The organism is Yoonia sp. D2-7 (assembly GCF_055809435.1).
This window is the reverse complement of sequence record NZ_CM147912.1, coordinates 101,205-125,103: the sequence shown is the minus strand read 5'-3', so window position 1 is coordinate 125,103 and position 23,899 is coordinate 101,205. Positions and strand designations below refer to the sequence as shown.

At 55.4% G+C, this 23,899-nt stretch carries 22 protein-coding genes; 15 read left to right on the top strand and 7 right to left on the bottom strand.

Annotation, left to right across the window (positions count from 1 at the left end; translation table 11 throughout):
* The first annotated feature begins 2 nt into the window (after positions 1-2).
* Positions 3-887: a ParB/RepB/Spo0J family partition protein gene (locus AC0L7R_RS00515; RefSeq protein WP_473658284.1), complete on the top strand. Its 885-nt coding sequence runs from the start codon at positions 3-5 to the stop codon at positions 885-887.
* Here the strand turns inward: AC0L7R_RS00515 and hemW are convergent.
* Genes hemW through rph form a run of 3 tightly spaced genes read right to left on the bottom strand, consistent with a single transcriptional unit; the run spans position 884 to position 3,351 of the window.
* Positions 884-2,041 carry a radical SAM family heme chaperone HemW gene (hemW, locus tag AC0L7R_RS00510; protein WP_473658283.1) on the bottom strand — a complete coding sequence of 386 codons (1,158 nt, stop codon included), beginning with the start codon at positions 2,039-2,041 and terminating at the stop codon, positions 884-886. The genes AC0L7R_RS00515 and hemW overlap by 4 nt on opposite strands.
* A complete protein-coding gene (rdgB, locus tag AC0L7R_RS00505; RefSeq protein WP_473658282.1) occupies positions 2,034-2,642 on the bottom strand; it encodes an RdgB/HAM1 family non-canonical purine NTP pyrophosphatase in 609 nt (202 codons plus the stop codon). The genes hemW and rdgB overlap by 8 nt, the downstream gene beginning before the upstream one ends.
* Position 2,643: 1 nt before the next feature.
* The gene (rph, locus tag AC0L7R_RS00500; protein ID WP_247128109.1) at positions 2,644-3,351 is read right to left on the bottom strand and encodes a ribonuclease PH; all 708 of its coding nucleotides are present in this window, start codon (positions 3,349-3,351) and stop codon (positions 2,644-2,646) included.
* Positions 3,352-3,470: 119 nt separating this feature from the next.
* Here rph and hrcA point away from each other — a divergent pair, with 119 nt between their 5' ends.
* From hrcA to AC0L7R_RS00485, 3 genes are read left to right on the top strand one after another with little or no spacing between them, the layout of a single operon-like run.
* Positions 3,471-4,535 carry a heat-inducible transcriptional repressor HrcA gene (hrcA, locus tag AC0L7R_RS00495; RefSeq protein ID WP_348109424.1) on the top strand — a complete coding sequence of 355 codons (1,065 nt, stop codon included), beginning with the start codon at positions 3,471-3,473 and terminating at the stop codon, positions 4,533-4,535.
* Positions 4,536-4,547: 12 nt separating this feature from the next.
* Positions 4,548-5,099 (top strand): nucleotide exchange factor GrpE, encoded by a 552-nt coding sequence (locus tag AC0L7R_RS00490; protein WP_473658280.1) that lies wholly within the window; start codon positions 4,548-4,550, stop codon positions 5,097-5,099.
* Positions 5,100-5,137: 38 nt separating this feature from the next.
* Entirely contained in the window at positions 5,138-6,208 is a 1,071-nt protein-coding gene (locus AC0L7R_RS00485) for a TPM domain-containing protein (RefSeq protein WP_473658279.1), read from the top strand.
* A 3-nt stretch (positions 6,209-6,211) separates the two neighbouring features.
* Here AC0L7R_RS00485 and mutS read toward each other — a convergent pair whose 3' ends face one another.
* On the bottom strand, positions 6,212-8,821 hold the full coding sequence (gene mutS / locus AC0L7R_RS00480; RefSeq protein WP_473660460.1) for a DNA mismatch repair protein MutS: 2,610 nt from the start codon (positions 8,819-8,821) through the stop codon (positions 6,212-6,214).
* Positions 8,822-8,979: 158 nt separating this feature from the next.
* On the opposite strand from mutS, the gene AC0L7R_RS00475 reads away from it, so the two are divergent.
* From AC0L7R_RS00475 to AC0L7R_RS00460, 4 genes are read left to right on the top strand one after another with little or no spacing between them, the layout of a single operon-like run.
* Complete coding sequence (locus AC0L7R_RS00475) at positions 8,980-11,235, top strand: phosphate acyltransferase (RefSeq protein WP_473658277.1); 2,256 nt, start codon at positions 8,980-8,982, stop codon at positions 11,233-11,235.
* A 3-nt stretch (positions 11,236-11,238) separates the two neighbouring features.
* On the top strand, positions 11,239-12,105 hold the full coding sequence (locus tag AC0L7R_RS00470; RefSeq protein ID WP_473658276.1) for a PfkB family carbohydrate kinase: 867 nt from the start codon (positions 11,239-11,241) through the stop codon (positions 12,103-12,105).
* Positions 12,102-13,013, top strand: a complete 912-nt coding sequence (locus tag AC0L7R_RS00465; RefSeq protein WP_473658275.1) for an aminotransferase class IV — start codon at positions 12,102-12,104, stop codon at positions 13,011-13,013. The genes AC0L7R_RS00470 and AC0L7R_RS00465 overlap by 4 nt, the downstream gene beginning before the upstream one ends.
* Complete coding sequence (locus AC0L7R_RS00460) at positions 13,013-13,711, top strand: sulfotransferase-like domain-containing protein (RefSeq protein WP_473658274.1); 699 nt, start codon at positions 13,013-13,015, stop codon at positions 13,709-13,711. Before AC0L7R_RS00465 ends, AC0L7R_RS00460 begins: the two co-directional genes overlap by 1 nt.
* A 175-nt stretch (positions 13,712-13,886) precedes the next feature.
* On the opposite strand, the gene AC0L7R_RS00455 is transcribed toward AC0L7R_RS00460, so the two are convergent.
* Entirely contained in the window at positions 13,887-14,174 is a 288-nt protein-coding gene (locus AC0L7R_RS00455) for an SCP2 sterol-binding domain-containing protein (RefSeq protein ID WP_473658273.1), read from the bottom strand.
* Positions 14,171-15,388 carry an argininosuccinate synthase gene (locus AC0L7R_RS00450; RefSeq protein WP_348109432.1) on the bottom strand — a complete coding sequence of 406 codons (1,218 nt, stop codon included), beginning with the start codon at positions 15,386-15,388 and terminating at the stop codon, positions 14,171-14,173. Before AC0L7R_RS00450 ends, AC0L7R_RS00455 begins: the two co-directional genes overlap by 4 nt.
* Positions 15,389-15,526: 138 nt before the next feature.
* Here AC0L7R_RS00450 and AC0L7R_RS00445 point away from each other — a divergent pair, with 138 nt between their 5' ends.
* A complete protein-coding gene (locus AC0L7R_RS00445) occupies positions 15,527-16,330 on the top strand; it encodes a hypothetical protein (protein WP_473658272.1) in 804 nt (267 codons plus the stop codon).
* Between the two features lie 36 nt (positions 16,331-16,366).
* On the opposite strand, the gene AC0L7R_RS00440 is transcribed toward AC0L7R_RS00445, so the two are convergent.
* Positions 16,367-16,801 (bottom strand): NUDIX domain-containing protein, encoded by a 435-nt coding sequence (locus tag AC0L7R_RS00440; protein ID WP_473658271.1) that lies wholly within the window; start codon positions 16,799-16,801, stop codon positions 16,367-16,369.
* Positions 16,802-16,879: 78 nt separating this feature from the next.
* Between AC0L7R_RS00440 and hslO the strand changes: the two genes are divergently transcribed.
* Genes hslO through AC0L7R_RS00410 form a run of 6 tightly spaced genes read left to right on the top strand, consistent with a single transcriptional unit; the run spans position 16,880 to position 23,899 of the window.
* Positions 16,880-17,884, top strand: coding sequence for an Hsp33 family molecular chaperone HslO (hslO, locus tag AC0L7R_RS00435; protein WP_473658270.1), 1,005 nt, complete (start codon positions 16,880-16,882; stop codon positions 17,882-17,884).
* A complete protein-coding gene (locus AC0L7R_RS00430; RefSeq protein WP_473658269.1) occupies positions 17,874-18,464 on the top strand; it encodes a CoA pyrophosphatase in 591 nt (196 codons plus the stop codon). The genes hslO and AC0L7R_RS00430 overlap by 11 nt, the downstream gene beginning before the upstream one ends.
* Positions 18,461-19,597 carry a tRNA nucleotidyltransferase/poly(A) polymerase-related protein gene (locus AC0L7R_RS00425; RefSeq protein ID WP_473658268.1) on the top strand — a complete coding sequence of 379 codons (1,137 nt, stop codon included), beginning with the start codon at positions 18,461-18,463 and terminating at the stop codon, positions 19,595-19,597. The genes AC0L7R_RS00430 and AC0L7R_RS00425 overlap by 4 nt, the downstream gene beginning before the upstream one ends.
* Positions 19,590-20,174 carry a LysE family transporter gene (locus AC0L7R_RS00420; RefSeq protein ID WP_473658266.1) on the top strand — a complete coding sequence of 195 codons (585 nt, stop codon included), beginning with the start codon at positions 19,590-19,592 and terminating at the stop codon, positions 20,172-20,174. Before AC0L7R_RS00425 ends, AC0L7R_RS00420 begins: the two co-directional genes overlap by 8 nt.
* A 45-nt stretch (positions 20,175-20,219) precedes the next feature.
* Positions 20,220-22,070, top strand: a complete 1,851-nt coding sequence (locus AC0L7R_RS00415) for an ABC transporter ATP-binding protein (protein WP_247129475.1) — start codon at positions 20,220-20,222, stop codon at positions 22,068-22,070.
* Positions 22,067-23,899 carry an ATP-binding cassette domain-containing protein gene (locus AC0L7R_RS00410; RefSeq protein WP_473658265.1) on the top strand — a complete coding sequence of 611 codons (1,833 nt, stop codon included), beginning with the start codon at positions 22,067-22,069 and terminating at the stop codon, positions 23,897-23,899. Before AC0L7R_RS00415 ends, AC0L7R_RS00410 begins: the two co-directional genes overlap by 4 nt.

Below are 23,899 nucleotides of genomic sequence, written 5' to 3'. Positions count from 1 at the left end.
CCATGTCGAACAAACCGAACAAAAACCGTGGTCTGGGGCGTGGCTTGTCTGCATTGATGGCGGATGTCGGACCTGAACAGACAGCAGCACCGCGTAAAGCTGAAACGCATTTGCCAGTCGAACGGGTACACCCAAATCCGGATCAGCCGCGTCGTGCTTTTAACGAAGATGCGCTGGCTGAACTGGCGTCTTCGATTAAAGAAAAAGGCATTATTCAGCCTTTGATCGTCCGTGCTATCGCAGATCGTCCCGACCATTTTGAAATCGTAGCAGGTGAACGCCGTTGGCGTGCGTCGCAGATCGCCCAGCTGCATGAAGTGCCGGTGATTGTCCGTGAATTCGATGACACTGAAGTTCTTGAAATCGCGATTATCGAAAACATTCAACGTGCAGATCTGAACCCAGTGGACGAAGCGGCAGGGTATCGTCAGTTGATGGATCGTTTTGGGCATACCCAAGATCAGATGTCACAGGCGCTTGGCAAAAGCCGCAGCCACATCGCGAACCTTTTGCGCCTGCTGAACTTGCCAGATGACGTGCAGCGTATGTTGGTTGAAGGTCAGCTATCCGCAGGACACGCGCGTGCTCTGGTCGGTCATCCATTTGCCAGTGCTCTGGCGCGGCAGATTGTCGAGAATGGATTGTCAGTACGTGACGCCGAACGTCTTGCCAAAAAAGACCCGAACGCGGGCGACCAGACACCAAAAGCGAAAAAACCTGCCGGTAAAAAGGACGCCGATACACTTCAGATCGAGGCAGAGCTTGCCGCCAATCTTGGCATGAAAGTCAGCATTGATCATTCTGGGGATGGTGAAGGCGGCAAGATGGTTCTGAACTACAAAAGCCTTGATCAACTTGACGACTTGCTGCGCGCTTTGGGCGGTTAATCCCGTAACAGTTCGCTCAATACAGCATTCAATAATGGACGGCCTTTTGCAGTAACGCGCAATTGGCCGTCTTTCGTTTCGACCATGCCCATGTCGCGCAAACTTGCGATGTTTGCGTCATATGCGCCGCCGGACAATGCTTGCAGGCGCGCCAATGATACGCCTTCTGTCACGCGCAACCCCATCAGTAGAAATTCGCTAGTTTGGTCGGGTCGGGATAAAACGGTGCGATCACTTTCGCCGCTGCCGCCTTTGCGTACTGCTTTCAACCAATCGAACGGACCAAGCGGTGCTTCGGTCGCATAACGCTGCCCATCGATCGTCACGCGGCCATGCGCACCAGGTCCGATTCCGACGTAATCGCCATAATGCCAGTACAACAGATTGTGCCTGCTTTCCTGACCCGGTTTAGCGTGGTTAGACACTTCGTAGGTATGATATCCGGCATCGACCGTGATCGCTTGCGTGATTTCGTACATTTTTGTAGCGCGATCTTCGTCCGGCAAGCCGCGTAGCTTTCCAGCTGCGTAGCGGTCCCCGAACGCAGTGCCATCTTCGATCGTCAGTTGGTACAAAGAAAGATGGTCTATTGCGAGGTTTAGTGCCTGTTTCAGCTCAGCTTCCCACGCGCTAACGGTTTGATCCTGACGCGCATAAATAAGATCAAAACTCACCCGATCAAACACGCCACGCGCGACATCAAATGCAGCCATGGCTTCGGATGCAGAATGCAAACGTCCAAGCGCTTTCAGATCCGGATCGTTCAACGCCTGCACACCCATCGACACACGGTTCACACCAGCACCGCGATATCCCCGAAACCGACCCGCTTCGACAGATGTTGGATTTGCCTCAAGCGTGATCTCGATATCGTTCGCAGCAGGCCACGCCGCGCGAACCTCGCGTAAGATCGAGTCAACTAGATCGGGGTCCATCATGCTGGGCGTGCCGCCACCAAAGAACACGGATCGCAAAACACGTCCTTCGGTTTCAGCAGCGGTCCGGCGGATTTCGCTGATATACGCGTCGCGCCAAACCGTTTGATCAATCTCGCGCACCACGTGACTGTTAAAGTCACAATAGGGGCATTTTGCCTGACAAAACGGCCAGTGGATATAAAGGCCGAAGCCCCCGTTTTCCCAATCGTTATTCAAAGCAACCAGACACTAACTTGGCAAACGCATCAGCGCGGTGGCTGATCTTGTTCTTTTCCCAACGATCCATTTCGCCGAATGTGATGTCATATCCGTCTGGTTGGAACACGGGATCGTATCCGTGGCCTTCATTACCGCGCATTGGCCAAACCAGCTGACCGGGCATGATACCGGGAAACACCTCATCGTGTCCATCCGGCCATGCAAGAACGAGTGTACAGTTGAACTGCGCTTTACGTGAAACGTCCGCGCCTTTGGCTGCCAACGCATCTTCGACCTTTTTCATAGCCATCGGGAAATCACGGCCATTCGGCGTTTCCGCCCAATCCGCTGTGTAAATCCCGGGTGCACCATCTAACGCATCAACGGACAAACCACTGTCATCGGCCAATGCAGGCAAGCCTGTCGCTTTGGCCGCTGCATGTGCCTTGATCCGTGCGTTATCGATAAATGTCTGACCGTCTTCCACAGGTTCCGGCAGGCCATGATCGTCGTTGGACGAAATTTTCACGCCATAGGGCGCAAGCAATGCTGAAATCTCTTCCAGTTTGCCTTTGTTGTGTGTCGCCACAACCAGCTGATCACCCGTGAACTTCCGCATCTTAGGATACCGCTGCCAGCTGAACTGCTTTCAGTTCGGACACGCCTTTTTCAGCGAGGTCCAGCAAGCCGTTCATTTGTGCCCGGGTAAAAGTAGATCCTTCAGCGGACATTTGTACTTCAATCAACTTGTCGCCTGTCATGATGAAATTGCCATCAACGCCAGCTTCTGAATCCTCGGGATAATCCAGATCAAGCACTTCTTGGCCCGCGTAGATACCGCATGAAATCGCGGCTACCGGTTCAACCAGCGGATCGGACGTAATCATGCCCGCTTTCATCAATTGGTTCACGGCCAGTTTCAGCGCAACCCAACCACCCGTGATCGCCGCACAACGCGTGCCGCCGTCGGCTTGGATCACATCGCAGTCGATTTGAATTTGACGTTCACCCAAAGCCACGCGATCAACACCAGCCCGCAGGGACCGACCGATCAAACGTTGAATTTCTTGGGTCCGGCCAGATTGACCATTCTTCGCTTCACGGCGCATCCGCGTATGCGTCGCCCGCGGCAGCATCCCGTATTCCGCCGTCACCCAACCCAGACCGGAATTGCGCATGAAAGGGGGCACTTTTTCGTCAACCGTCGCAGTGCACAACACATGGGTGTTGCCCATCTTGATCAAACAGGATCCTTCGGCGTGGATCGTGACACCAGTCTCGATGGAAACTTCGCGCATTTCATTCGTCTGACGGCCTGATGGACGCATGGGGGAACTCCTGTCATTGGTTGCACACCTGCGATACGCGCCCCACATGAAAATTCCAAGCCTGATTGACGCCAGCAACCACTTGGTCTTAATTGCACTGCTCCTTTTGAAGAAGTCTGATGTCCGACAAGAAGCCACAAATCGAAGATATGACCGATCGGTCCCGCGAAGTGTTTCAGCGGGTCGTCGAAGGCTATCTTGAAACTGGCGCACCTGTTGGGTCGCGGACTTTGACGCGGACATTGTCGGAAAGCGTATCCGCCGCGACTGTTCGGAACGTGATGCAGGACCTCGAATATCTGGGTCTTGTCGGGTCGCCCCATGTCAGCGCAGGGCGTGTGCCGACGCAGCTAGGTCTACGGATGTTCGTCGATGGTATTCTCGAAATGGGCGATCTTGGTGCCGAAGACCGCCAGCGGATCGACCAGACCATGGGTGAAAAAGATAGCGACGTAACTGCGTTGTTGGATCGTGTCGGATCTGCCTTGTCCGGCGTGACCCATGGGGCCAGCCTTGTCCTGACACCAAAGCACGAAGCACCGATCAAACATATCGACTTTGTTTCGCTGTCGCGCGAACGGGCACTGGTGGTTCTTGTCTTCGCTGATGGCCACGTCGAAAACCGCCTGTTCACACCGCCAGCCGGACAAACGCCATCGTCCATGCGTGAAGCTGCCAATTTCCTGAACGCAATTGCCGAAGGCCACACGCTGTCCGAACTCGACGGGATCATCACGCGTGAAATCGCAGCACGTCGCCAAGAAATTGATGCGCTTGCCGCTGAACTCGTCGAAACAGGCGCGGCGATTTGGGAAAACAAAGGCGAAACAACCGAACGGCTGATCGTGCGGGGCAGGGGAAATCTGTTAACGGATAACGAATCCGAGGCCGATCTCGACCGCATTCGCACCCTGTTTGATGACCTAGAGGCAAAGCGCGACATCGCCCAATTCTTGGAACTGGCAGACGATGCCGATGGCGTTCGCATTTTTATTGGGTCAGAGAACAAATTGTTCTCACTTTCGGGTTCCTCTTTGGTGGTTTCTCCTTATATGAACGCCGATCAGAAGATTATTGGCGCCGTTGGCGTCATTGGGCCGACTCGCCTCAATTATGGGCGGATTGTTCCCATCGTAAATTATACGGCACAGCTGGTGGGCAAAATGATTGCCGACCGGTCCTAGAGGTAGAAAAAGATGGTAGACGAAAACGCAGAACCGATGTCCTTGGATGACCTTGTTGCTGAGGGTGAAGAGCCTGATTTCGATCAAGGCGGCTTTGAAGAAATCGAAGCCATCAAGACAGAGCGTGACGATTTCCGTGACAAATTCATGCGCGCACTGGCCGACGTTGAAAACATCCGCAAACGGTCTGATCGGGATCGGCGTGAAGCGGAAAACTACGGCGGGTCCAAACTCGCGCGTGATTTGCTGCCGGTCTACGACAACCTGCGCCGCGCGTTGAATTCAGCGGAAGAAGCCGAAGGCGACGCAAACGCGGCTTTGCTCGAAGGTGTCGAACTGACAATGCGCGCATTGATCTCGACCTTCAAAAAGCACGGCATCGACCCCATCGTGCCTGAGGTCGGCGATAAATTTGACCCCAAGCTGCACGAAGCGATGTTCGAGGCCCCCGTGCCAGGCACCAAAGCAGGGGACATCATTCAAGTCGCCGCCGAAGGTTTCATGTTGCACGACCGTCTTCTGCGCGCCGCGCAAGTTGGGGTTTCCTCAACACCAGCGTCCTAATCGGCGCTTTTGCAAATATAATCAGGGCAGGGGCAGTGATGCTCCTGCTTTTTGCGTCTGCGGGGCAGGCGCAAACAACCTACCCCGATTATGAAGACCTTTACGTCAATGACTACGCGGGCTTAATTCCCAATTCTTGGGAATCGCGGCTGCGGTATCGGCTTGAAGAACTGAATGATGCTCGGGGCATCGAATTCACCATTTTGACCATCAATCGCATGTCTGATTACGGGCACAGCGGCCGGATCGAACCTTTCGCCACTGGCTTGTTCAATGCATGGGGCATCGGGAACGCGGACACGAACGACGGTATCCTTCTTCTCGTTTCACGTCGGGATCGCAAACTGCGGATCGAACTCGGCGCCAGTTATGGCGCTGAATACAATGCGGAAATGAAGCGTATCATCGACACGACCATCACCCCCGCCTTTCGAGAAGATGCATATTACACCGGCATCGACGAAGGCATGATCAAGATCATCCAAGCCGTCACAGGCCGATATCCTGGTGAATATGACGCGAACCTTCTGACACGAATGTTAAACGCAACAGGCCGATTTGTTGCGATGGCGTTCTGGTGGATACTGGGAATCGGCACGCCGTTCGGGCTTTATTTCGGCACGAAAGCGTACCGTCACCACAAACGGACAAAACCGCGCATTTGCCGGATTGACGGGTCAAAAATGTACTGGCTGACCGAAGAGGAAGAAGACGCATTCCTAAGTCAGGGCCAGATCATCGAAGAACGGATCAAGGCGATGGATCACGACGTCTGGGCCTGCCGCCAATGTGATCATGTGCGGGTCGAAGCCTATCCAGCGCTCTTCAATAGTCACAAGGTTTGCCCAAGTTGCAGCTACAAAACGCAATACATCACCAAAATCACCGACACCTATCCGACGCGAACCAGCCAAGGCCATGGCAGAGCCTATGCGCTTTGCAAAAACTGCGATCATGAAACAGTGACCATGTTTGTCATTCCAAAGATCGAAGATCAAAATGTCTCAAGCAATTCAAGTAGCAGCTTTTCATCATCGTCCAGTGGTTCATCATCATCATCCTTCGGCGGTGGCAGCTCCAGCGGCGGCGGTGCAAGCGGTAGCTGGTAACCCTTATCCGTCCGCCAAATCTCGCAATTCGTAGATCAACGCCAACGCCTCGCGCGGCGTTAATTCATCCGGCATGATTGTTTTCAACCGCTCCTCTGCAGCGGATTCTTTCACGACTTCTTTGACAGGCGCGGGCGGTGGCGCGGCAGCAAACAACGGTAGATCGTCGATGATCGCCTTGCGGTTTGACCCGCCTTCGCGTTCGCCTTTTTCCAGCGCTTCCAACACGACTTTTGCGCGTTCAACCACCGCGGGCGGCAGTCCCGCAAGCCGCGCAACCTGCACACCATAACTGCGATCTGCCGTGCCCTTGCGGACTTCGTGCAGGAAGATCACGTCGCCTTCCCATTCCTTCACCGTCACCGTCGCATTGTCGACGCCGTCCAATTTCGCGGAAAGCGCCGACATCTCGTGGTAATGCGTGGCGAACAACGCGCGGCAGCGGTTCACATCGTGCAAGTGTTCCAATGTGGCCCAAGCGATGGATAGACCGTCATAGGTCGCTGTCCCCCGCCCGATTTCATCCAAAATTACCAAGGCCCGATCATCCGCTTGGTTCAGGATCGCGGCGGTTTCGACCATTTCGACCATGAATGTGGATCGGCCTTTTGCCAGATCATCTGACGCCCCGACACGGCTGAAAATCTGGCTGACGATTCCGATATGTGCGGACTTTGCAGGTACAAAACTGCCCATCTGCGCCAGCACCGCGATCAGTGCATTCTGCCGCAGGAACGTCGATTTACCCGCCATGTTCGGACCTGTCAGCAACCAGATCGACTGGTCCGACAGATCGCAATCATTCGCAATAAACGGCTCGCCCGCTTGGCTAAGGGCTGCTTCCACCACAGGATGCCGCCCGCCTTGCAGATCAAACGCGCGGCTGTCGTCCATCTTTGGCCGCGCCCAGTTTTCCTGTGCAGCCAGATGCGCCAAACCAGCGGTCAAATCGATCTCGGCCAAGGCGCGGGCCAACGCACCCAGCGGACCCGCTTGCGCCACAATCGCCTGAGTTAGAGACTGATAAAGCCGCTTTTCAATCTCAAGCGCTCGCCCGCCAGCATTCAAAATCCGCGTCTCGATCTCGGACAGTTCCACGGTCGTGAACCGTACTTGGTTCGCCGTTGTTTGCCTGTGAATGAATGTTTCGTTCAAAGGCGGCGTCATCATCTTTTCAGCGTGGGTCGCTGTGGTTTCGATGAAATAGCCCAGCACGTTGTTGTGTTTGATCTTCAACGCAGACACGCCGGACAATTCGATAAATTCCGTTTGCATGGCTGCAATTACAGATCGACCTTCATCCCGCAGCGTCCGCGCCTCATCCAGATCCGCGTCATAGCCTTGCGCGATAAAACCACCATCGCGCGCCAACAAAGGCGGTTCTGCGATCAACGCTGCATCAAGCAACGCCAGCAATTCGTCGTGACCTTGCAACCCCGCAGCGGCACTCACCAAAACGCCGGGTAGATCACCCTGCAACGTAGAAAAAAGAGTCTGCGCCTGCCCAATCGTGTTGCGAATAGCGGCCATATCGCGTGGACCACCGCGATCTAGCGCAAGCCGCGACAACGCACGATCCAGATCATGTACGCCTTTCAGATGATCTCGCAGATCACCGGTCAGGCGGCTATCGCCAGCCAAAAACGCAACCGTGTCCTGCCGTTCCTGAATGACCGCAAGGTTACAAGATGGCGACGCCAAACGCCGCTCCAACAACCGTGCACCGCCAGCCGTCACCGTTTTATCAATCGCACCCAACAACGATCCGGCACGACCGCCGTTCATGCCATGTGTCAATTCCAGCGACCGCCGCGTTGCCGCATCAATCTGCATCGTTGCACGTTGGCCTTCAGAAACAGGTGGGCGCAGCAGGGGCAATTTGCCCTTCTGGGTAATTTCCAAATACTCAACAACAGCCGACATCGCCGCAATTTCGGCTCGCGCAAAGGTGCCGTAAGCGTCGAGCGATCCGATGTTATAAAGGTTCAGCAGCCGCTTTTCGCCGGCCGTACTGTCAAAGGCCGCAGCCCCCAGCGTGGTCAAAGCAGCGCTCGCATCAGACACTAATTCGGCGAAATCGGGCTCTGACCCGTCAACGACGATCACTTCACGCGGTGTCAGTCGCGCCAGTTCCGGCCCCAACGCAACACGCGGACAGGTCATCACGTGAAACGCGCCCGTCGAAATATCGACCCAAGCCAGCGCACCTTCATCACGTACAGTGGCATAGGCGGCCAAAAAGTTATGCCGCCGTGCATCCAACAATGAATCCTCGGTCAGCGTACCGGGTGTCACCAGCCGCACTACTTCGCGCTTCACGACCGCTTTATATCCACGCTTTTTCGCCTCAGCGGGGCTTTCCATTTGTTCGCAAACCGCGACACGAAACCCTTTACGGATCAGCGTTAGAAAATACCCTTCGGCGGCGTGATGGGGGACACCGCACATCGGGATGTCATTCCCGTCGTGTTTTCCGCGTTTGGTCAGGGCGATATCCAACGCCTCTGCCGCATGAACGGCATCGTCAAAGAACATCTCGTAGAAATCACCCATCCGGTAGAACAGCAACGCATCCGGATGCGCCTGCTTAATCTCCAGATATTGCGCCATCATCGGCGTCACTGTGCTTTTCTCGGCAGCCACGACATTTCCCCCACGGTCATCGGGGCGACATTACCGACGCAATGTTAGCGACGAAACCCCGAAATCCACCCGTTGCCCTTTGGTTTGATCCCCCCTTACAAAGGTCGGACGCATGCGGGAGGAACACCATGGCCAAGACTAAAATGACACGGGAAGACGCACTGTCTTTCCACATCGCCCCAACACCGGGGAAGTGGGAAATTCAGGCAACCGTGCCAATGACCACACAACGCGATTTGTCGCTGGCCTATTCCCCCGGCGTGGCGATCCCCTGCGAAGAAATCGCAGCCGATTCTGCGACGGCGTACGACTATACCAACAAGGGCAATCTGGTCGCCGTGATCTCGAACGGGACCGCTGTTCTGGGATTAGGCAACCTTGGTGCGCTCGCGTCTAAGCCCGTGATGGAGGGCAAATCTGTTCTGTTCAAACGGTTCGCCGACGTGAATTCGATCGACCTGGAACTTGATACAGAAGACCCCGATGCATTCTGCAATGCTGTGAAGCTGATGGGCCCGACCTTTGGTGGCATCAACCTCGAAGATATCAAAGCTCCTGAATGCTTCATCATCGAACAGCGCCTGAAGGAAGAAATGGACATTCCCGTGTTCCATGACGACCAGCACGGGACGGCTGTGATCTGTGCTGCGGGCCTGATCAACGCACTGCACATCTCAGGCAAGAAAATCGAAGACGTGAAGATTGTTCTGAACGGTGCCGGTGCTGCTGGCATTGCATGTCTTGAATTGCTCAAGGCGATGGGTGCGAAACACGACAATTGCATTATGTGCGACACCAAAGGCGTGATTTACCAGGGCCGCACTGAAGGCATGAACCAGTGGAAATCTGCCCATGCGGCCAACACTGATACACGAACATTGGCCGAAGCGATGGATGGCTGCGATGTCTTCCTTGGCGTGTCAGCAAAAGGGGCTGTGACGCAGGACATGGTGGTGTCGATGGCACCCAACGCCGTGATCTTCGCGATGGCAAACCCTGATCCGGAAATCACACCAGAAGAAGCCCACGAAGTCCGCGATGACGTGATCGTGGCCACAGGTCGGTCCGACTATCCGAACCAAGTGAACAACGTCCTCGGTTTCCCCTACCTGTTCCGCGGGGCGCTCGACATTCATGCACGCGCAATCAACGACGAAATGAAAATCGCCTGCGCCCAGGCGCTCGCTGATCTGGCCCGCGAAGATGTGCCAGACGAGGTCGCGATGGCTTACGGCAAGAAATTGTCTTTTGGCCGCGACTATATCATTCCGACGCCGTTTGATCCGCGCTTGATCTACCGCATCCCAACCGCTGTGGCGCAGGCAGGCATGGACACTGGCGTTGCACGTCGGCCCATCGTCGACATGGAAGGGTACGAAGCATCGCTAAAGGCGCGCTTGGATCCGACCGCGAACATGCTGCGTAACCTCAATGCGCGTGCCCGTTCCAATCAATCCACAGTCGTTTTCGCAGAAGGCGACGATCCGCGCGTCTTGCGCGCAGCGGTCACGTACCAGCGGTCTGGTTTCGGGACGGCGCTGGTTGTAGGTCGTGCAGATGACGTTGCAGAAAAGCTGACAGCAGAAGGCATGGCAGACGCAATCGACGAACTGACAATCGTGAATGCGGCGAATACGCCCAATTTAGACACTTATAAGGACTTTCTCTACAAACGCCTGCAACGCAAAGGTCTGGATATGCAGGACGTCCACCGTCTTGCAGCCCGTGATCGCCACGTGTTCGCGGCATTGATGGTCGCACATGGTCACGCCGACGGGATGGTTACAGGTGCGACACGGAAATCCGCGCATGTTCTGGAACTGATCAACCGCGTGTTCGACGCTGAACCGCATGATGGTGCTGTGGGCGTCACCGCGATCCTGAACAAAGGTAAAATTGTGCTGATGGCGGATACGCTGGTGCACGAATGGCCGGACGAAAACGATCTGGCGGATATCGCTGAACGGGGTGCGGCGGTCGCGCGTGAACTGGGTCTTGATCCGCGCGTTGCCTTCGTGTCGTTCTCGACATTTGGTTATCCGGTGTCCGAACGGGCTGAGAAGATGCACGTTGCCCCGAATATCCTTGATCAACGCGGTGTCGACTTCGAATACGAAGGTGAAATGAACGTCGACGTGGCACTGAACCCAGCCGTCATGGCGCAGTACCCATTCCAACGTCTGACAGGTCCGGCAAACGTTTTGGTCGTACCTGCGCGGCACTCTGCCTCGATCTCGGTGAAGCTGATGCAGGAAATGGCGGGCGCGACTGTGATTGGACCGATCTTGTCTGGCGTCGGAAAGCCTGTACAACTTTGCTCAACCACCTCTACGGTGAACGATATCTTGAACATGGCGGTCATCGCCGCTTGTCGTATTGGGTAAATCATGGCGATCTGGAATCTAGGCTCTATCAACGCGGATTACGTTTATGCGGTGCCGCATATTCCCGCGCGTGGCGAAACACTGGCAGCAACCGACCGGAAGGTTTTTCTGGGCGGTAAGGGGGCCAATATGTCCGTTGCTGCGGCGCGGGCAGCGGCACAAGTAAACCACATCGGTGCTGTTGGGTATGATGGGGCGTGGGCAAAGCAACGCTTGCTCGAATATGGCGTCGATACACGCCATATCACCACGTTAGACACTGAAACCGCCCATGCGATCATCGCGGTGGATGCGGATTCAGAAAACATGATCATCTTGCATCCGGGTGCGAACGCCAAAATCCCGCAGGCGATTTTGCAGACCGCATTGTCCGAAGCCCAAACAGGCGATTGGTTCATCACGCAGAACGAAACCAACCTTCAACGCACTGGAACACAGCTTGCCAAAAAGATGGGGCTGAAGGTCGGATATGCAGCGGCCCCTTTTGATGCAGAACGTGTGAAAGCCGTTCTCGAATACATCGATTTCCTGATCCTGAACGAAGTCGAAGCCGCGCAACTGAAAGAAGCAACTGGCCAAGATGCCAAAGACTTGGGCGTGGCTGACGTGATCGTCACATTGGGCGCAGATGGCGCGGACTGGTATAGCCGCGCTGGCAAACAGCATTTTGACGCGATTAAGGTTGATCCGGTCGACACGACTGGTGCCGGCGACACGTTCACCGGCTACGTGTTGGCGGGTCTCGACCGCGGTTTGCCGATGGAACAATCGATCAATCAGGCCCTGAAAGCAGGCGCATTGATGGTCACGCGTAACGGCACCGCCGACGTGATCCCCGATCTTTCCGAAGTACAGGCTTTCCAACGATGACTGACGATCACTTGACCACCCACCAAGCCGAAGAAGACGCGCGCAACGACAACATTCTGATCTACGTTGACGGTAAAATCGTGCCCAAATCGCAAGCCATGGTCAGCGTTTATGACAGCGGCTTCATGTTGGGCGACGGCATTTGGGAGGGGCTGCGTCTGCACGACAATCACTGGGCCTTTGCCGATGAACATCTCGACCGTTTGTTTGAAGCTGCGAAAGCGATTGATCTTGACATCGGGATGGACCGAAAAGGCGTGTTTGACGCCTTGTTAGAGACGCAAAAATCCAACGGCATCACCACCGACGCCCATGCGCGTCTGATGATCACGCGCGGCGTTAAGGTACGTCCGTTCCAGCACCCGAACCTGTCCCAGTCAGGACCGACATTTGTGATTATCGTGGAACATTCGAAACCGAAAATCCCGCGTCCGATCAGCCTTGCAACCGTGCCGCACCAGCGTGGCTTGCCGATGACGCAGGACCCGAAACTGAATTCGCATTCCAAACTTAACTGCATCCTTGCCTGTATTGCCGCGCAAAAGGCAGGCGCAGACGAGGCGTTGATGCTCGACGTGCATGGCTTCGTGAACACGACCAACGCCTGCAATTTTTTCATTGTGCGCAAGGGGGCTGTTTGGACCTCCACCGGTGATTACTGCATGAATGGGATCACCCGCCAAAAGGTCATCGACCTGTGCCGCGCGAACGATATTCCTGTGTTCGAACGCAACTATTCGCTCGTTGATACCTACGGCGCTGACGAGGTGTTTTTGACCGGCACTTTTGGGGCGCAAACGCCTGTCGGGTCAATCGACGGGCGGCAAATCGGAAACGGTGAACTTGGCCCAATGACAAAACGCATCCGCAAGCTTTACGCCGACCTTATCGCGCAGGAGTGCAGCTAATGCGGATCGCGATGTGGTCTGGCCCGCGTAACCTGTCGACAGCCATGATGTACGCCTTCGGCAACCGCGCCGATTTCGCGGCATGGGACGAACCGTTTTATGCGGCGTACTTGAAGCAAACCGGTCTTGATCACCCTATGGCCGATCAAATTATCGCGGCCCACGAGGATGATCCGGCTAGGGTCGCCGCGCGCTGTGTAGGCTCTATTCCTGACGAAAAGCCGCATTTTTACATGAAACACATGCCGCATCATATGATTGACGGCATGCCGATGGACTGGACAGCCGAGTGTGAAAACGTCCATCTGATCCGTCATCCGGCGCGTGTGATCGCGAGTTATGCGGCAAAACGCGAACAGGTCACAGCGGGTGATCTCGGTTTCAAACAGCAGGTCGACCTGTTCGACAAAATCGGCGGTGCGGTCATTGACAGCAGCGATATCCGTGAAGATCCCGAAGAAATGCTACACCTGCTGTGCGATTACATCGGATTGGATTTTGATCCGGCGATGTTGGCGTGGGACGCAGGCCCGCGTGATGCGGACGGGATTTGGGCGCAGCATTGGTATGGGGCCGTTCATAAATCCACAGGGTTCGCAGGCGCGGAAGGGCCGCTGCCAGAACTGACTGGTCGCGATGCAGAACTGTTGGAAGAAACGCTGCCGTATTTCGAACGCCTCTCGAAAGAAAAAATCTGAAGCCTGTGAAACTTTCCCAGCTGAATACCGTGACTACAGAATAAATCCAGCCGCGTTCAGAATATCGTAATGCCCCAAACATACGATGAACCGGTAAGGGATCCGCATCATGCGGGTAGTTCTTAAGTGGTATTGTGGTACTGCCCCGTTGGCCTGCGCCAGCGGGGCAATTTCTTTAGGACTTTAGCAATTCGCCCAGTTTCAGCGCGATCCGCGCATCGCCAGACACCTTCAGCTTACCAGTCACAACACCGGTCATCGGGTTTAGCTTGCCTTTGATCAGTTTCGCCAGATTTGGCGCCGTGATCTTGATCGTGCAATCGGCGTCGCGATCCACATTCGATACAGTCTGGTCTTCCAGAATGATCACGCCGTCATCGCCGCTATCAAACTTCAACGATCCTGCCAGCGGCGCGTGGTTCACGCCCCGCTGCAACAATTCGGTCATATCGGCTTGGGTCATTTCTTGCGACGATCCCGTGCGGCCAGCAATTTCAAACGCAACGCGTTCAACTGGATAAAGCCCTGTGCATCTGTTTGATCGTACGCGCCTGCATCTTCTTCAAAGGTCACATGTGCCTCTGAATACAGGGAATTCTCGGACCAACGTGCAACAGTTGTCGCAGACCCTTTGTACAACTTCACCTTCACGGTGCCGCTGACGTGCTGCTGCGATTTATCAATCGCGGCTTGCAGCATTTCACGTTCAGGCGAGAACCAGAAACCATTGTAGATCAGTTCAGCGTAGCGTGGCATCAGGCTGTCTTTCAGGTGACCAGCACCGGAATCGAGCGTGATTTGTTCAATGCCACGGTGCGCTTCCAGCAGAACAGTGCCACCCGGCGTTTCGTAGATACCGCGTGACTTCATGCCGACGAAACGGTTCTCAACAAGGTCCAAACGGCCAATGCCGTGCTTACCGCCGTATTCGTTCAGCTTGGTCAGGATAGTAGCAGGCGACATCGCTTCGCCATTGATGGACACAGCATCGCCGCGTTCGAACCCGATTTCGATGAATTCCGGCTCGTTCGGCGCATCTTCCGGCGCAACCGTCCGCTGGTACACATATTCCGGCGCTTCAATCGCTGGATCTTCCAGCACTTTGCCTTCGGAAGATGTGTGCAGCAGGTTCGCATCAACAGAAAACGGCGCTTCGCCACGTTTGTCTTTGGCGACAGGAATTTGGTGCTGCTCTGCAAATTCAATCAAACGCGTACGGGATGTCAGATCCCATTCCCGCCAAGGTGCGATGACTTTGATGTCTGGGTTCAACGCATAAGCGGCCAGTTCAAACCGTACCTGATCGTTGCCTTTACCAGTCGCACCGTGGGCAATCGCGTCAGCGCCTTCAGCTTCGGCAATCTCAACCAAACGCTTGGAAATCAGCGGACGGGCGATAGACGTGCCAAGCAGGTAGATACCTTCGTAAACGGCATTCGCGCGGAACATCGGGAAGACGAAATCGCGGACAAATTCTTCGCGGACGTCTTCGATATGGATCGCGGATGCACCCATCATTTCAGCCTTGGCGCGGGCTGGTTCCAGTTCTTCACCTTGACCCAGATCGGCGGTGAACGTGACAACTTCGCAGTTATATTCGGTCTGGAGCCACTTCAGGATGATAGAGGTGTCGAGGCCACCAGAATAAGCAAGGACAACTTTTTTAGGAGCGGACATAAGATCAAGCCTTTGATGCGGATATTTGTTGGAAACGGCGATACTGCGTTTGAGCGGGCAGGGCAAGGATAGCGGCGTTGACGGGGGTCCACCCGCGTGCAACCTAGGCGCACAATTCAACCAGACGAGTATTTTTCCATGGCGTTCAAGATTCTACTTCACACATTCCGCATGATTTTTGGCAACTTCGGACAGGCGTTGCGAGTGTCGGTTGGGCCGTATCTGATCGCCTTTCTGTTTGCGGTAGTTTTTCTTGGCCTGACAGATTCCTTTGGTCTCATGACGGGCCAAACCGTGATTGATGAAAACGGTATCCCCGAAATTAGCCCAGTCGTTTACTTGCTACCGCTTTTCTTGTTTCCGCTCATCATATTCATCACTTCATGGGTCGCGGTATCGTGGCACCGGTTTATTCTGTTGGAAGAATACGCAGGGCTACTGCCTGCGGTGAAAGATCGGCCGATCTGGCCTTACGCAGGTAAGGCGATTTTACTGGGCCTGCTGATTGGTCTTATTTCGCTCCCAGTTTTCGCAATCGCGGCAAGCGTGGGTGTCGCGGCAATTTCCGGATCACAAGGTGCGATCCCATCCGGTTTTCCAATCGGCGCGGGTCTCGTTTTTGTGGTGGCGACTGTCTTGATTTCTATGATTTCAATCCGGATGGGGGTCGCACTTGTCGGCACGGCGCTGGGCAAGCCAATGAAGTTTGGAGAAGCGTTCCAAGCAACAGGCAAAATTGGTTGGGTCATCTTTTGGCTGACAGTTCAGTTGGTTTTGATCAATGTCATCCCTAGCCTGATCATTACGTGGCTTTCAATCAGCGCCCCGATTATCGCGTTTGTCTTCAACATCGCGCTCAACTGGATCACCATGATGTTCGGCATCTCAATCCTGACAACGATCTACGGTCACGTGATCGAAGACCGCCCTCTCGTTTCTTAACGCATTGTTACTAAACAGAGTTTCGTTGCGAAACTATCAAAAGACGCCGGCGAGGAAGTCGGCGTCTCCGTCGTTTGCCAGCTCAGCCAGCGCCACAACCGGATCAAGCCAGACCGCCAGATGTCCCGGTTCTGATGGTGGGCCAAGCGGCAGAATGGGGCGTGCCAGATAGATGTGGCAAACTTTCTCAGCGTTGATCCCGTATTCCGGCATGTAGGTAAACCTGCGGAACACGCCGATCTTGCGCGGGGCTGCGATCCGGTATCCGGTTTCTTCCAACACTTCGCGGTGTAATGCCTCGATCGGTCCTTCGCCCGCATCAATACCGCCACCGGGCAGTTGGAATTCATCGTGCGGCGCGCCTTGGTAGGTGACCAAAACCTTCCCGCCGCGTGGTAAAATCGCATAGGCACCGGGCCGTTGAACGTACTTGTGTCCCGCAATCGGCGTGCTGCCATACCTTCTGATCATACCTTACCCCCTTGGACGCTACACTTGCCGCCCCTATATAGCCGCGATATGCCAATTCCTGACAAGATAGGAAAGCCGATGACCATAGGTTCAATTGCCTGGGACGATACAGTCCTGCCGTTTCAACTCGATCGTTCCGACATCCGTGGCCGGGTGGCCCGTTTGGATGGCGTGTTGGAAGAAGTTCTGAAACAGCACGACTACCCTGCCGTGATCGAAGGTCTGGTGGCTGAAATGGCTTTGCTGACCGCGATGATCGGCCAGTCGATGAAACTGCGCTGGAAACTGTCGTTGCAGGTGCGCGGCGAAGGTGCTGCACGTATTCTGGCGACAGATTATTATGCGCCGACTGACGATGGTCAGCCTGCCCGCATCCGTGCCTATGCCAGCTACAACAAAGATACGCTGGACGAGAATGGCGATGGGTTTGAACAGATCGGCAAAGGTTACTTTGCAATCATGATCCATCAGGGCGAAGACATGGCGCCTTATCAAGGTGTGACGCCGCTTGCCGGTGGGTCGCTGTCCGCTTGCGCCGAAACGTATTTTGCGCAGTCTGAACAGTTGCCGACACAGTTTTCGCTGTCTTACGGTCAAAACCAGATGCCAGGCGAAGGTCCAAAATGGCGGGCCGGTGGGATCATGTTGCAGCACATGCCAAAATCCGCGATCCGCGACGCCCCTGCAGGTGACGAAGCATTGCGTGAAGATGGTCTGACTGATCCGATGGATTTCCTGAACGAGGATGAAGGTGAAAACTGGAACCGCGCGACAGCATTGCTGAGCACCGTGGACGATATGGAACTGATCGGTCCGACCGTGACGCCAACCGAATTGTTGGTCCGTTTGTTCCACGAAGAAGAACCGCGTGTGTTTGACGCGAACCAGATCAAATTCGGCTGCACCTGTTCCGAAGACAAAGTGCGTCAGTCGTTGTCGATCTATTCCGCGAAAGACATCAAGACGATGACGACCGAGGAAAACACAGTGACGGCAGACTGTCAGTTCTGTGGGGCCCATTATGTGTTCGATCCTTTGACACTGGGGTTTGAAGCGGAAAAGGCCGCAGGCGATGACGCCTGATTACGGCCAAATCTTACGCGACGCGCTGTCCAGATCGGGCGGCGCGTCATCTGATTTTGATCTGAACCCTGACATTGTCACGCCCGAGGGTCGCGTTTTGAAACCAGCTGCTGTGTTGGTCGGCGTGCGCGAAAACGGGAACCTGATCCTTACGAAACGCTCTGCGAAGTTGAAGCACCATCCGGGGCAGATCGCCTTTCCGGGTGGCAAGATGGATGACACCGACGCGGACCTTGCGGCCGCTGCTTTGCGTGAAGCACGCGAAGAGATCGGATTGCCATCGGGCCAAGTTGACGTTCTTGGCGCGTTGCCGTGCCATGAAACTGTGACGTCCTACCAAGTCACCCCAATCGTGGCCTTGATTCGCGGTGAATACGCGGTGATCCCTGAAGCTGGCGAGGTCGCTGAAGTGTTCGAGGTACCGTTTACCCATTTCACCGACCCCGCAAATTACCGCATCGAAGGTCGCCGCTGGCAGGGCAGGCGGCGCGAATATTACGTGGCCCCGTTCGGCGCATATTACATCTGGGGTGCGACTGCCCGTATTCTACGCGGCTTGGCGGATCGGATCGCATCATGAAAATCACGGCGGACTGGCTTTCTGCGACACCTGCGCAAACCGTTTGTGCGTTGTTAGCAGATGCCGGGTTCGAGGCGTGGTTCGTTGGCGGTTGTGTCCGTAATACATTGCTGGATGCGCCTGTTGCCGATCTGGACCTGTCTACGAACGCACACCCTGACGTCGTGATGAAGCTGGCGCAAGCCGCTGAATTGAATGTTGTTCCGACGGGGATCGACCACGGCACCGTGACAATTATCGTGGATAAGGAACCGATTGAGGTCACGACGTTCCGCAAAGATGTTGCCACCGATGGCAGGCGTGCTGTCGTTGCGTTTGCCGACACGATGTTGGACGACGCCCGCCGCCGCGATTTCACGATGAACGCGCTTTATGCAGATCGTGACGGTGTGGTCGCTGACCCTTTGGATGGATTGCCGGATTTGAAGGCGCGGCATGTCCGTTTCATCGAAGATCCGGATCGCCGCATTCGTGAAGATTATCTGCGTATCTTGCGGTTTTTCCGGTTTCACGCGTGGTACGGCAATGTCGATGACGGCATTGATGCGGATGGTTTGGCGGCGTGCGCCGAGAATGTTGAGGGCATCCAGAGCCTGTCAAAAGAACGCATCGGTCAGGAGATGACCAAGCTGCTCGCCGCCCCTGATCCGGCCCCCGCTGTTGCGTCTTTTGCGTCCTGCGGTGGCCTGATGCAGGTGCTGCCCGGTGCAGATCATGGCGCGTTGGCGGTGTTGGTTCATATTGAACAGAATGCGGAAATGACGCCCGATCCGATCCGTCGTTTGGCGGTTCTAGGCGGGATGGACGTGGCTGAAAATTTGCGGCTGTCAAAGGCAGATGCGCGGCGGCTGGATGTGTTGCGCAGCGATATGTCCCCGACCGAAATTGCGTATCGCTATGATAGGCAAACGGGCATGGACAAGCTGGCGATTGAATGCGCGTCTATGGGTCAAGATATAGACACTAATCAGACGAAATCGGTGAATTTCGCGGCCAGTCAGACATTCCCGATTACCGCCCAGGACCTGATGCCTGCGTTGCAAGGTGCGGCGCTGGGCGAGGCGTTGAAGGCAGCAGAGAAACGGTGGATCGCGTCCGGTTTCACGTTGACCAAGGATGACCTGATTGACTGAATTATTGTCGCTTTTCGGGTTCGTCTTTGCTGGGCTGTTTTCACCCGGTCCGAACGTGATTTTGCTGACGGCATCGGGTGCTCGGTTCGGGTTTCGCCCGACAGTGCCTCATATCCTTGGTGTGGCGTTTGGCGTCGGGATCACGTCAGCGATTACGGGATTTGGTCTTGGCGCGCTTTTGCAAAGCTATCCATCCCTGCGGCTAATCCTGCAAATCTGCGCGAGCCTTTGGATTTTGTGGATGGCGTACAAGCTGTGGCTTGCCAATCCGGTGCAAAAGAATGACGCCGCCGACCGTCCGTTCACCTTTATCGAAGCGGTGCTGTTCCAGTGGGTGAACCCAAAGGTCTGGGCGGTCGCATTGTCCGCGATGGTCTACGTGCCAATGGGATCACCGACAGAGCAGGCGTTGACGCTCGGCGCTACGTTTTCGGGGATTAACCTATGTGTGTGCCTGTTCTGGACTTACGCCGGAACGTTGCTGTCATATCTACTGACGAATGCGACGGCATGGCGCGTGTTTTTGCGTATCATGGCCGCCGCTTTGGTTTGTTTTTCGGTGCTGGTTTTCATCTAGGGCGTGCACGACTATGTCTAGGGGATAACCCCAAAGGCTATTGTCATGTTCCGCTTCTTTGAAAAGCTGGTCGACCCCTATGTCGCCTATCCCGAAAACAACACGCCGCCGCAGACGTTGCGTGCGTTTTTGTGGGACTATTTCAGGCCTTTTCGCGGGGTTTTCGTTTTTACGGGTGTCGTTTCAATCGTGATCGCGATTGTCGAGATCATGCTGATTTCCTACATGGGCCGGCTTGTGAATTTGTTAGGTAGCGGCACGCCGGATCAGGTCTGGACGACCTACGGGGTCGAGCTGATCGTCGTTGCCATTGCGATTTTGACGGTGCGGCCTGTCGTCTACATGGGTCAAGTGCTGCTGTTGAACCAGACAATCCTGCCCAATGTCGGCACGCTGGTTCGGTGGCGTGCGCATCGGCATGTCATGCGTCAGTCGGTTGGCTGGTTCGAGGACGATTTTGCTGGTCGGATCGCGAACCGGATCATGCAGACGCCGCCAGCGGCTGGCGAAGTTGTGTTCGAAATTTTCGACGCGCTGACCTTTGCTGTGGCTTATGTCGTCGGGGCCGCTGTGCTGTTGTCCGGCGCTGATCCACGGTTGATGGTCCCGCTTTTGCTTTGGTTAGGGTCTTATTTGTGGCTTATGCGCTGGGTCATGGCCAAGATTGGTCCCGCGTCAGAGGCATCTTCGAACGCGCGATCCGCTGTGACTGGGCGTGTCGTTGATAGTTATACAAATATCCATTCCGTGAAGATGTTCGCGCATCATGATCGCGAAATTGACTATGCGAAGGAAAGCATCGAAGAGGCGCGCCGCACGTTCCAGACCGAAATGCGGCTGTTCACGATCATGGATGGCGGATTGACCCTGATTAACGGGTTCTTGGTCGTCGGTGTTGTTGGCTGGGCCGTTTATTTGTGGATGCAAGGCACGGCGTCTGTGGGTGTTGTCGCGGCGGCGACCGCGCTGGCGCTGCGACTAAATTCCATGTCGGGGTGGATCATGTTCGCCGCGTCCAGTTTCTTTCGTGATTTGGGTGTTGTGAAAGAAGGGATGCAGACGATTGCGCAGCCAATTACGCTGCTCGACGATCCGAATGCGGTGCCTTTGCAGGTGTCGCAAGGTGGTGTCGAGATGCAGGACCTGTCGCATCATTATGGGAAGCAGACAGGCGGACTCGACCAGATTAACCTGACGATTGCACCTGGTGAAAAGGTGGGGCTCGTTGGCCAGTCGGGTGCCGGGAAATCGACGCTCGTGAAGCTGTTGTTGCGGTTCTATGACGCCGAAAGTGGGCAGATCGTGATTGATGGACAGCCGATTAACACCGTGACCCAGGACAGTCTGCGGGCGGCGATTGGCATGGTCCAGCAGGATAGCGCATTGCTGCATCGGTCGGTCCGCGAGAACATTCTGTATGGCTGCCCAAGTGCCACCGAGGCCGAAATGATCGCCGCCGCGAAAAAAGCCGAGGCGCATGATTTCATCCTGACGCTGGAAGATAACGAAGGGAACGCCGGATATGACGCGCGCGTTGGTGAACGTGGTGTGAAATTGTCGGGTGGACAGCGACAAAGGATCGCGTTGGCCCGTGTCATTTTGAAAGACGCGCCTATCTTGTTGTTAGACGAGGCGACGTCGGCACTGGATTCAGAGGTCGAAGCCGCCATTCTAGAAACGCTTTATGGCATGATGCAGGGCAAAACAGTGATCGCGATTGCGCACCGTTTGTCGACGATTGCCCAGATGGATCGGATCATCGTGATGGACCAAGGTCGCATTATTGAAGACGGGACGCATGACAGTTTGCTGGCAGCGAACGGTCAATACGCGCGGTTCTGGGCACGCCAATCGGGCGGGTTTTTAGGGCAGGACACAGCAGGATCAAAAGCATGAGCATCGCGAACTGGATCGCCCCGTTTCAAGCGGCGGATGGGCCGCCGCCAAAGACGCTGGTCGCCTTTGCGCGCTGGGCGTTGAAGGGTAGCTTCCTGCCGATTACAGCCGGATCAGCGGTTTCGGTGGTGTCGGGCCTGATCGAGGTCGCGTCAGCGTTGATGCTGGGCATGGTGATCGATGCGGCTTTGGCGGGAAGCGCTGAAGGCTTTTTCGCCGAAAATACGGGTCTAATACTAGGGGTTTCCGTCTTTTTCTTGCTGTTCCGCCCTGCATGGCTTGCGCTGTCTGGCGTGATGCAGTCGGTGGTTTTGGGGCCGTCGATTTCTGCGCTGATCCTATCGCGATTGCATCGCTATACGTTGGGGCAGGCGGTGTCGTTCTTTGACAACGACTTTGCCGGTCGGATTTCACAAAAACAGATGCAGGCGTCGCGGGCGTTGACCGATATTGTCGTGGAATTCGTGCACACGGTTGTCTTTGCCTTTGCGTCCGTGGTTGGATCGTTGATTTTGGTCATGACGCTGGACTGGCGGGCGGGTCTGGCGCTTGCGCTTTGGTTTGTCGCTTACGTCTTCTTCCTGCGCTTCTTTATGCCGCGTATCCGTAAAGCATCCCGCGCGCGGGCGGCGGCGAACGCGACCGTGTCGGGGCAGATTGTTGATACGATCGGGAATATCAAAACGGTCAAATTGTTTGCCCACGACGATCACGAAGACAAAGCTGCAATCAATGCTATGAAAGCGTTTCGCCAAAAAGGGATCGCTTGGGGCTGGGTGTCGGCATCGTTCCGCGGATCGTTGATGGTGCTTTCGGGCGTATTGCCTTTGATTTTGGTTGGCGTGACTCTGCTGGTCTGGAGCCGTGGCGGCGCATCGACAGGTGACATCGCGGTTGCGGGTACGATTGGACTGCGGCTGGCGCAGATGACCGGTTGGGTCAGTTTCACGCTGATGGGCATGTACGGGAATGTTGGCGTTTTGGAAGACGCTGTGCAGACCCTGACGCCGGAACATACGCTGGGCGATGCGCCGAATGCTGGTGTTTTGGATGTGCCAAAGGGAACGATCACATTGGACGATGTGACATTTTCCTATGGCGGTGGTCCGGGTGGCTTGAACGCTGTTGATCTGAACATCGCGAGCGGCGAACGGTTGGGCATTGTTGGTGCATCTGGCGCTGGGAAGTCGACCTTGGTCGCGTTGCTTTTGCGGCTGTATGACACCGAAAAGGGTCGTGTCCTGATTGATGGTCAGGACATTTCGCAGGTGACACAGGAAAGCCTGCGCCGCCAAATTGCGATGGTGACGCAAGAAACGGCGATGTTTAATCGTTCGGCGCGTGACAACATCGGGTACGGTTCACCTGATGCAACCGAGGATCAGATTATCGCGGCAGCACAGCAGGCAGAAGCGCATGACTTTCTGATCGATCTGAAGGATTTCATGGATCGGACCGGCTATGACGCCCATCTCGGCGAACGCGGGGTGAAGCTATCGGGTGGTCAACGGCAACGGATCGCGATTGCCCGTGCGATTTTGAAAGATGCACCGATCTTGGTATTGGATGAGGCGACGTCTGCGCTTGATTCAGAGGTCGAGGCGTCGATTCAGTCCGCGCTGGAAACGGTGATGGAAGGTAAGACCGTGATCGCGATTGCGCACCGTTTGTCCACCTTGGCCCGCATGGATCGCATCATCGTGCTTGACGCGGGGCGCATCGTTGAACAAGGAAACCACGACGACTTGCTTGCGCAAGACGGTCTGTATGCGCGGTATTGGAACCGGCAATCAGGCGGCTTTATTAATGTGAAAGATGCGGCGGAATAA

Excerpts from the sequence above, each read along its gene's own strand:
- AC0L7R_RS00465 (WP_473658275.1), top strand. The coding sequence starts at position 12,102 with ATGACTGACGATCACTTGACCACCCACCAAGCCGAAGAAGACGCGCGC.
- AC0L7R_RS00460 (WP_473658274.1), top strand. The coding sequence starts at position 13,013 with ATGCGGATCGCGATGTGGTCTGGCCCGCGTAACCTGTCGACAGCCATG.
- AC0L7R_RS00430 (WP_473658269.1), top strand. The coding sequence starts at position 17,874 with ATGACGCCTGATTACGGCCAAATCTTACGCGACGCGCTGTCCAGATCG.
- AC0L7R_RS00410 (WP_473658265.1), top strand. The coding sequence starts at position 22,067 with ATGAGCATCGCGAACTGGATCGCCCCGTTTCAAGCGGCGGATGGGCCG.
- AC0L7R_RS00475 (WP_473658277.1), top strand. The coding sequence starts at position 8,980 with ATGGCCAAGACTAAAATGACACGGGAAGACGCACTGTCTTTCCACATC.
- hrcA (WP_348109424.1), top strand. The coding sequence starts at position 3,471 with ATGTCCGACAAGAAGCCACAAATCGAAGATATGACCGATCGGTCCCGC.
- AC0L7R_RS00445 (WP_473658272.1), top strand. The coding sequence starts at position 15,527 with ATGGCGTTCAAGATTCTACTTCACACATTCCGCATGATTTTTGGCAAC.
- AC0L7R_RS00440 (WP_473658271.1), bottom strand. The coding sequence starts at position 16,801 with ATGATCAGAAGGTATGGCAGCACGCCGATTGCGGGACACAAGTACGTT.
- AC0L7R_RS00455 (WP_473658273.1), bottom strand. The coding sequence starts at position 14,174 with ATGACCCAAGCCGATATGACCGAATTGTTGCAGCGGGGCGTGAACCAC.
- rdgB (WP_473658282.1), bottom strand. The coding sequence starts at position 2,642 with ATGCGGAAGTTCACGGGTGATCAGCTGGTTGTGGCGACACACAACAAA.
- rph (WP_247128109.1), bottom strand. The coding sequence starts at position 3,351 with ATGCGTCCATCAGGCCGTCAGACGAATGAAATGCGCGAAGTTTCCATC.
- AC0L7R_RS00450 (WP_348109432.1), bottom strand. The coding sequence starts at position 15,388 with ATGTCCGCTCCTAAAAAAGTTGTCCTTGCTTATTCTGGTGGCCTCGAC.
- mutS (WP_473660460.1), bottom strand. The coding sequence starts at position 8,821 with ATGATGGCGCAATATCTGGAGATTAAGCAGGCGCATCCGGATGCGTTG.
- AC0L7R_RS00485 (WP_473658279.1), top strand. The coding sequence starts at position 5,138 with ATGCTCCTGCTTTTTGCGTCTGCGGGGCAGGCGCAAACAACCTACCCC.
- hslO (WP_473658270.1), top strand. The coding sequence starts at position 16,880 with ATGACCATAGGTTCAATTGCCTGGGACGATACAGTCCTGCCGTTTCAA.
- AC0L7R_RS00425 (WP_473658268.1), top strand. The coding sequence starts at position 18,461 with ATGAAAATCACGGCGGACTGGCTTTCTGCGACACCTGCGCAAACCGTT.
- AC0L7R_RS00415 (WP_247129475.1), top strand. The coding sequence starts at position 20,220 with ATGTTCCGCTTCTTTGAAAAGCTGGTCGACCCCTATGTCGCCTATCCC.
- AC0L7R_RS00470 (WP_473658276.1), top strand. The coding sequence starts at position 11,239 with ATGGCGATCTGGAATCTAGGCTCTATCAACGCGGATTACGTTTATGCG.
- AC0L7R_RS00515 (WP_473658284.1), top strand. The coding sequence starts at position 3 with ATGTCGAACAAACCGAACAAAAACCGTGGTCTGGGGCGTGGCTTGTCT.
- AC0L7R_RS00490 (WP_473658280.1), top strand. The coding sequence starts at position 4,548 with ATGGTAGACGAAAACGCAGAACCGATGTCCTTGGATGACCTTGTTGCT.